The organism is Bittarella massiliensis (ex Durand et al. 2017) (assembly GCF_017566145.1).
GTDB classification, from domain to species: Bacteria; Bacillota; Clostridia; order Oscillospirales; family Ruminococcaceae; genus Bittarella; species Bittarella massiliensis_A.
This window is the reverse complement of sequence record NZ_JABFCL010000011.1, coordinates 75,882-83,432: the sequence shown is the minus strand read 5'-3', so window position 1 is coordinate 83,432 and position 7,551 is coordinate 75,882. Positions and strand designations below refer to the sequence as shown.

Sequence of the window (7,551 nt, the reverse complement as noted above, 5' to 3'; positions counted from 1 at the left end):
CTCGGAAACCGCACTCCCGTGCGCTCCCCTCGCGGACAGCTTTTGTATAATACCACAGCACACAACCGCCTGTCAACCGCTTTTCTGAGAGTTTTTAAAAAAACTTTTCAGCTTGTCCCCAGAGTATTTTTTGATGGGTTAAAGCTTGACCTTTCCCCTCAATTTATACCAGATGTAGAGTCCGGCTGAAGGGTATCGACTCCATTTTATTTGGCCCATTTAATAGGAAGACAGGGAAAAACAAAAAGGGCGGGCAACTGCGATACGGGGAAAGTCTGCCCTCAACCGGCCAACAATATACACCCATTTATCCCTTTTGCAAAAAAAACTTGGGGCAGGGGCGGCGGGCTTCACCCACTTTTCACAAAGGAATGGAGGCAAATTCATTGCCGAACGGGGGCAATTCGTATATAATGAGAAAGTGTATTCGGTGCGGTGAGGAGCCCTTTCTCACCGGCCGGTCCGCTGGCACAGCCGGGCAGAGACAAGGGCGCCCCGGCGGCGGCAGGGCCGCAAACCACTCTATCAATACGGCCGGATGGGCAACCGCCCGGCCAGGAAAGGCGCGGTTATCAAGATGATAGAAGTCAAAAACCTCGTGAAGCAGTACGGCAGCAAGCGCGCTGTGGACGACATCAGCTTCACCATCAACAAGGGGGAGATCCTGGGCTTTTTGGGGCCCAACGGTGCCGGCAAATCCACCACCATGAACATGATCACCGGCTATCTCTCCTCCACTTCGGGAACCGTTCTCATCGACGGCCACGACATCCTGGAGGAGCCGCTGGAGGCAAAAAAGCACATCGGCTATCTGCCCGAGCTGCCGCCGCTCTACCTGGACATGACGGTAAAGGAATACCTGGGCTTTGTCTATGAGCTAAAAAAGTGCACCCTGCCCCGGGAGCAGCACTTGGCGGAAATTTGCCGCACGGTGAAGATCGAGCACGTCTATGGGCGGCTGATCAAAAACCTCTCCAAGGGATACAAACAGCGCGTGGGGGTCGCCGGTGCCCTGGTGGGCGCCCCCGACGTACTGATTTTGGACGAGCCCACCGTGGGCCTTGATCCCCAGCAGATCATCGACATTCGCAACCTGATCAAGGACCTGGGGAAAAAGCACACCGTCATCCTCTCCTCCCACATCCTGCCGGAGGTACAGGCCATCTGCGAACGGGTGATCGTCATCAACAAGGGCAAACTGGTTGCCGACGACACGCCGGACAATCTCTCCCGCAGCTTGGCAGGCAACACCAAATTGCAGGCGCGGATCGTCGGGCCCCAAAGCGAAGTGGTGGCCGCCGTCAGCGCCATGGACGGGGTGGCTCGGGTCCTGCCGCTGGGCGAAAAGACCGACGGCTCGGTGGAGTACACCATTGAGCCCGAGGAGGGCAAAGATGTGCGGGCCGGTCTCTTCGACCTGTTGAGCAAGCACGGCTGGCAGATGCTGGGTTTGAAGGGGAGCGAGATGTCCCTGGAGGACATCTTCCTGCACCTGATTCAGGACGACGCCCAGACCTCGAAGGAGGAGAAGAGCGAGGGCAAGAAGCGGCGCTTCTCCTTTGGCCGGAAGAAAAAAGAGACAGATGGAGGTGAAGAGGAGTAATGAAAGCGATTTTCAAGCGGGAGTTCCGCGCCTATTTCACTTCGACCATCGGCTACATTTATCTGGCGGCTTTCTTCGCCTTCTCCGGCTTCCTCTTTTACAGCAACAATATCGCCGAAAAGACCACCAGCATGTACTCGCTCTTCACCTACCTCTTCAACGCAAACTTTATTCTGGTGCCCATCCTCACCATGCGGATGTACAGCGAGGACAAAAAGCAGAAGACCGACCAGCTGCTGTTGACCTCCCCTGTGACCCTGGGGGGACTGGTGGGGGGCAAATTCCTCTCGGCTTTTGGCATGTACATGTGCGGCGGGGTGGTGACCCTGCTCTACGCCCTGGTGATGTCGGGTTACTCGGCCGTGCCGTGGGGGACCATCCTCACCTCCTTCTTGGGCTTCGCTCTGGCGGGGGCGGCGCTGATTGCCATCGGCGGCTTCATCTCGGCCCTGACGGAAAACCAAATCGTGGCGGTTATCATCAGCTTTATTTTCAACTTCTTCTACATCCTCTACTTCGACACCCTGGCCAAGGCGATCACCATAACCCCCATCAGCAAGGCCATGCTGGGGCTTTCCATCACCCAGTACTACGCCAACTTCACCATCGGCCTCATCGACCTGCCGTCGGTGCTGTTTATGCTGACCCTGACCGGCCTGTTCATATTCTTCACCATTCGGATTATCGACAAGCGCCGCTGGAGCTGATAGGAGATGCAACCAATGAAGAAAAGCAAAAAATTTCGATATGGCAGCTTTGCCACCCTGCTCACCCTGGGCGTACTGGTGATCGCCATTGCGGTGAACGTGGCGGTGAATCTGTTGAGCCAGCGCGTTACCCTGCGGCTGGACACCACCGCCGCCTCTGCCTTTAACATCAGCGAAGAGGTGGACGAGTTGCTGGCAAACTTAGACCAGCCGGTGACCATCTACGTGCTCAACGACGAGGCCAACTTTGTGGCTGGCGGCTCCGGCAACTCGGCCGCCAAAGATCCCAGTTTCACCCAGGCCAACGAGGTCTTTCAGTATTTTGCCAACGCCAGTGACCAAATCACCTTGCAGTACGTCAACATGGTGCGCGACCCCAACTTCCAATCCCAGTTCAGCGACCTGACCCTGCAGGAAAACGACGTGCTGGTGGTCAGCGGCGACCGGAAGATGCAGATTAGCTCGGTGGACCTGTTTAACACCCAGGTGGTGGCCAACAGCTACCTGCGGATCCTCTCCTCCAAGGCGGAGAACGCTTTGGCCTCGGCCATTCTGGTGGTCACCTCGGAAAACACCACCAAGGTCTCGCTGCTCTCGGGGCACAACGAGTACGACGCCACCAGCGTCACTGAACTGCTGGGGCAGAACAACTACACGGTGAAAAACCAGAACATCGGCACCGAGGACATCGACCCTGAGGCCGACGCGGTGATCATCTACGGTCCCTCCACCGACTACTCGCCGGAGGAGATTGAAAAGCTGGACGCCTTTTTGCAAAACGGCGGGCAGTATGGCAAGACCGTCTTTTACTTTGCCGCCAACGACCAGCCCGAACTGCCCAACCTGGAGGCGTTTCTGGAGGAGTGGGGGATCATCGTCGAGCCGGGCGTGGCCTTTGAAAACGGCAGCAACTTCATCATTCAGGACCAGTTCAACGCCGTCAACGTCCTCAACAGCGACTCGGTCTATACCGAGAACTGTCTCAACAAGGGGAAAGTTCCTTATATCCCCTACTGCCGGCCCCTGACCGCCGCCTTCAAAAACAGCGGCAGCCGCTCCACCACCCTGCTGATTCGGATGTCGGCCGACTCGGGGATCATCCCGCCGGACGCGGACAAGAACGCCTCCATCACCGATTTTGTCACCGGTTATGTGCCCATCATGCTGCTGGGGCAGAACAAAGTCGAGGTGGGCGGCCAGCAGAAAACCTCCAACGTGGTGGCCTGCGGCAGCGTCTATTACGGCGCCAGTGAGATCATTCAGAACTCGGCCTTTGCCAACGCCGACTTCCTGGTGGAACTGACCGGCACCCTCACCGGCCGGGACAGCCAGGTCATCATCGCCCCCAAGGACATGGCAGCCAAATACCTGGACATCGCCTCGGACGGGGCCAGCTTCATGCGCATCCTCTTCATCGGGGTGTTGCCGGTTGGCTGCCTGGCGGTGGGCGCCTTTGTTTTCCTTCGCAGGAGGCACCTGTAAATGAACAAACGCCAAAAAAAGACTCTGCTGATCCTGGGTGGGGTGGTGCTGCTGGCGGCGGTACTGGTGGGGGCTCTGCTCCTCTGGCCCAAAGGGGACGACGAGGGAGAGCACAAGATTACCATTCCCCTGAGCCAACGCACCTCCGACCAGGTGCAGAAAATCACGGTGGAAAACGAACTGGGCAGCTACACCTTCGAGCGCACCGGTACCGAGGAGTGGACCGTTCCCCTGCTGCAGGACAACGGGGTGCCCATCGACCGCACTGACCTGACCAACTGCGCCCGCTATGCGGCGGAACTCTCGGCCGAGACCCTGGTGGCCGAAAACCTGGAGAAGGCCGCCGAGTTCGGGCTGGACAACCCCACCGCCTTTGCCACCATTGAATACACCGACGGGGGCAAGCTGGAACTGGAGTTCGGCGATCCCTATACAGGGAACAACGGCTACTACTTCAAACTCAAGGGGGAAAACACCATCTACGGCATCAGTCTGGCGCCGGTCTCCTTTCTGACCGGGTCGGTTCTGGACTTTGCCGACCTCTACCTCTCCCCCTTTGACGACACCTCCAGCGACAACGTCACCAGCTTTCGCTTCACCAACAAAAACGGCTTCTTTGCGGTAAACAACATCGGCGACCAGAACGTCATCGACGGCTACGGCACCTATTACAAGTACCAAATGACCTCGCCGGTCACCGCCTATGTGGACCCTGAGTACTTTCACGAGACCTTTGCTGATCTGATGCGGATTCAAGCCTCTTCCGCCAAAGTTCTGAACCCCACCGAAGAGCAGCTGGCCGCCGCCGGGCTGAAGGATCCCCTCTCCACCATCGAACTGGGGGAGGGCGAGGATTTCACCCGCATCCTCATCGGCAAGAAGGAAGGCGACGGCTACTACGCCATGAAGGAGGGCATTCCGGTAATCTACCGGATAGCCGATTATGTGGTCACCTGGCTGGACTGTACCCCCTATCAGATGGCCACCAAGGCCCTTTGCGCCCCGGCCATGGATCAGGTGTCGGCGGTGGAGGTTGCCTTTGACGGAGAGCGCTATCGCTTTGACATTGCCGACGCGGCCCAAAGCAAGGCCACCTACGGGGGAAAGGAACTTGACGCCGCCTCCTTTAAGGACGCCTACAAGCTCTTTTGCAGCCTGCGCAGCGAGTACACGGCCGACGCGCCCGAGCGCATCGGAGAGACAGAGGTGGCGATCACCTTCCACCTGAAAGACGGCGGAACCCGCCGGGTGGAGCTGTGCAGCTACGAAAACCGGCGCCTGGCGGTGCGGGTGGACGGCACTGCCCAGTACGCAGTCCGCAAGGCCGCCGGCGACGCCATGAAAAACGGGGTCAAGGCCCTGATCGCCGGCGAGGCGGTCACCGCCTCCTATTAGAGCCCCTTTCGGCGGCTCCGCTGGAACCACATCCCCACAAGCCCTGACAAAGGGGCGGCCGCTGTTCGGCATTCTGCCGCCGGCCGCCCCTTTTTTGCGGGCTGCGGGGTAGAGACTCTGAGAGAAGGGACGGGAAAAGATGGACATCAACCAGAGATTGGGCGCCGAACTGTCGGTGGCCCCCAAGCAGGTGGAGGCGGCCGTCAAGCTCATCGACGGCGGCAACACCATCCCCTTTATCGCCCGCTACCGCAAGGAGCAGACCGGGAATCTGGACGACCAGCTGTTGCGCCAGCTGGCCGAGCGGCTGCACTACCTGCGGGGGCTGGAGGAGCGCAAGGGGGAGGTATTGGCCTCCATTGAAAAGGCGGGGGCCCTCACCGGGGAACTGCGCCGGGCGGTGGAGGGGGCCAACACCCTTACTGAGTTGGAGGACCTCTACCGGCCCTACCGGCCCAAGCGGAGAACCCGCGCCTCGATGGCCAAGGAGCGGGGGCTAGTCCCCCTGGCGGACACCCTGCGCAGCGGGAAGCGGCCGGACGGCCGTCCCGGCGGCCCCGCCCTGGAAGAGGCGCGGGCCTACTGCACCGGGGAAGAGGGCCTCATCACTCCTGAAGAGGCCTTACAGGGGGCCATGGACATTCTGGCGGAAGAGATTTCAGACGATCCGGCTATCCGCCGCCGGCTGCGGCAATTTTTCACCGCGTCAGCCGCTCTCTGCTGCGAGGGGAAGGATGGCTGCGCCGAAAGCGTCTACAAAAACTACCTGTCTTACCGAGAGCCGGTGCGCTCGGTGGCGGGACACCGGGTGCTGGCCATCGACCGGGGCGAAAAAGAGGGGTTTTTAAAGGTCTCGCTGGACTTCGACCGGGACCGAGCTCTGGCCATCGCCCAGAGCAAATACCCCGGGGCGCGCCACCCCTACGGCGAGTTTCTCCGCCGGGCCGGAGAGGATGCCTTCGACCGGTTGATTCTGCCCTCAGCCTTTAGAGAGTTGCGGGCCACCCTCACCGAAACGGCTTGCCAGGGGGCCATTCGGGTCTTTGGGGCCAATCTAAAACAGCTGCTGATGCAGCCCCCTGTGCGGGACAAGGTGGTGTTGGGGTTGGACCCCGCCTATCGCACCGGCTGCAAAATTGCAGTGGTGGACGCCACCGGCAAGGTGTTGGAGACGGCGGTGGTCTACCCCACCCCGCCCCAGAAAAAGGTGGCCGAGGCGGCCCGCACCCTGCTGAAACTCATTCGCCGGTATGGGGTGGAGGTCATCTCTATCGGCAACGGCACCGCCTCCAAGGAATCGGAAATCTTTGTGGCCGACCTGATCCGGGAGAACGGACTGGATGTCTCCTATGCGGTGGTGAGCGAGGCGGGTGCTTCGGTCTACTCGGCCTCCCCTCTGGCGGCAAAGGAGTTCCCCCAGTTTGACGTCTCCCTGCGCAGCGCCGTCTCCATCGCCCGGCGGCTGCAGGACCCGCTGGCCGAACTGGTGAAGATCGACCCCGAGGCCATCGGCGTGGGGCAGTACCAGCACGACATGCCAAAAAAAGAGTTGCGCCAGGCCCTGGAAGGGGTGGTGGAGGACTGCGTCAACACCGTGGGGGTGGACTTGAACACCGCCTCTCCCTCCCTGCTGGCACAGGTGTCGGGCATTTCGGCCGCCGTGGCCCAGAACATCGTTGCTCGGCGGGAGGAACTGGGCCCCTTTGCCGAGCGGCGGGAGCTGCTGGCGGTGCCCAAGCTGGGGCCCAAGGCCTACAAGCAAGCAGCGGGGTTCCTGCGCATCCCCGGCGGGAAAAACCCGCTGGACCGCACCGCCGTCCACCCGGAAAGCTACCCCGCCGCCAAGAAGTTGCTGGCCCTCTGCGGCTGCAAGCCGGCCGATCTGGCGGGCGGCGGTCTGGCGGGATTGGGGGAAAAGCTGGCCCCCTTTTCGGAGGAGGCGCTGGAGGCGGCCACCGGTGCCGGCTCCTACACCCTAAAGGACATTGCCCAGGAGTTGCAAAAGCCGGGACGGGACCCTCGGGACGAGTTGCCCCAGCCGGTTTTGCGCCAGGACCTGATGGACATCAAGGACCTGAAGCCGGGGATGAAACTCACCGGCACGGTGCGAAACATTGTGGACTTTGGCGCCTTTGTGGACATTGGCGTTCACCAGGATGGGCTGGTGCACATCTCTCGCCTCTCCAAGCGGTTTGTCAAACACCCGCTGGACGTGGTGAAGGTGGGGGACGTGGTCACCGTTTGGGTGCTGGAGGTGGACACCGGCCGCGGACGGATTTCCCTGACCATGTTGGAACCTTGAGGGCGGGGGACAAAAATTCACCCAAAGCGCTTGACAGGCGGCACAAACTCCCGTTTAATGGG

General features: G+C 60.5%; 6 protein-coding genes. All 6 read left to right on the top strand.

The features are described from left to right. Window positions 1-189 (top strand): hypothetical protein (locus tag HJY11_RS10800; RefSeq protein WP_208075968.1); only part of this gene is annotated, 189 nt, incomplete at its 5' end. A gap of 388 nt (window positions 190-577) precedes the next feature. Further along, complete coding sequence (locus HJY11_RS10795) at window positions 578-1,603, top strand: ABC transporter ATP-binding protein (RefSeq protein ID WP_208075967.1); 1,026 nt, start codon at window positions 578-580, stop codon at window positions 1,601-1,603. Next, window positions 1,603-2,310 (top strand): ABC transporter permease, encoded by a 708-nt coding sequence (locus HJY11_RS10790; RefSeq protein WP_208075966.1) that lies wholly within the window; start codon window positions 1,603-1,605, stop codon window positions 2,308-2,310. Before HJY11_RS10795 ends, HJY11_RS10790 begins: the two co-directional genes overlap by 1 nt. 15 nt (window positions 2,311-2,325) lie before the next feature. Then, a complete protein-coding gene (locus tag HJY11_RS10785; protein ID WP_208075965.1) occupies window positions 2,326-3,792 on the top strand; it encodes a GldG family protein in 1,467 nt (488 codons plus the stop codon). Next, window positions 3,793-5,187: a DUF4340 domain-containing protein gene (locus tag HJY11_RS10780; protein WP_208075964.1), complete on the top strand. Its 1,395-nt coding sequence runs from the start codon at window positions 3,793-3,795 to the stop codon at window positions 5,185-5,187. Between the two features lie 139 nt (window positions 5,188-5,326). Further along, a complete protein-coding gene (locus HJY11_RS10775; protein WP_208075963.1) occupies window positions 5,327-7,489 on the top strand; it encodes a Tex family protein in 2,163 nt (720 codons plus the stop codon). Window positions 7,490-7,551 lie beyond the last annotated feature (62 nt).

What these genes read in the sequence shown, in the direction of transcription:
- HJY11_RS10795 (WP_208075967.1), top strand. Translation starts at nt 578, where the DNA reads ATGATAGAAGTCAAAAACCTCGTGAAGCAGTACGGCAGCAAGCGCGCT.
- HJY11_RS10790 (WP_208075966.1), top strand. Translation starts at nt 1,603, where the DNA reads ATGAAAGCGATTTTCAAGCGGGAGTTCCGCGCCTATTTCACTTCGACC.
- HJY11_RS10785 (WP_208075965.1), top strand. Translation starts at nt 2,326, where the DNA reads ATGAAGAAAAGCAAAAAATTTCGATATGGCAGCTTTGCCACCCTGCTC.
- HJY11_RS10780 (WP_208075964.1), top strand. Translation starts at nt 3,793, where the DNA reads ATGAACAAACGCCAAAAAAAGACTCTGCTGATCCTGGGTGGGGTGGTG.
- HJY11_RS10775 (WP_208075963.1), top strand. Translation starts at nt 5,327, where the DNA reads ATGGACATCAACCAGAGATTGGGCGCCGAACTGTCGGTGGCCCCCAAG.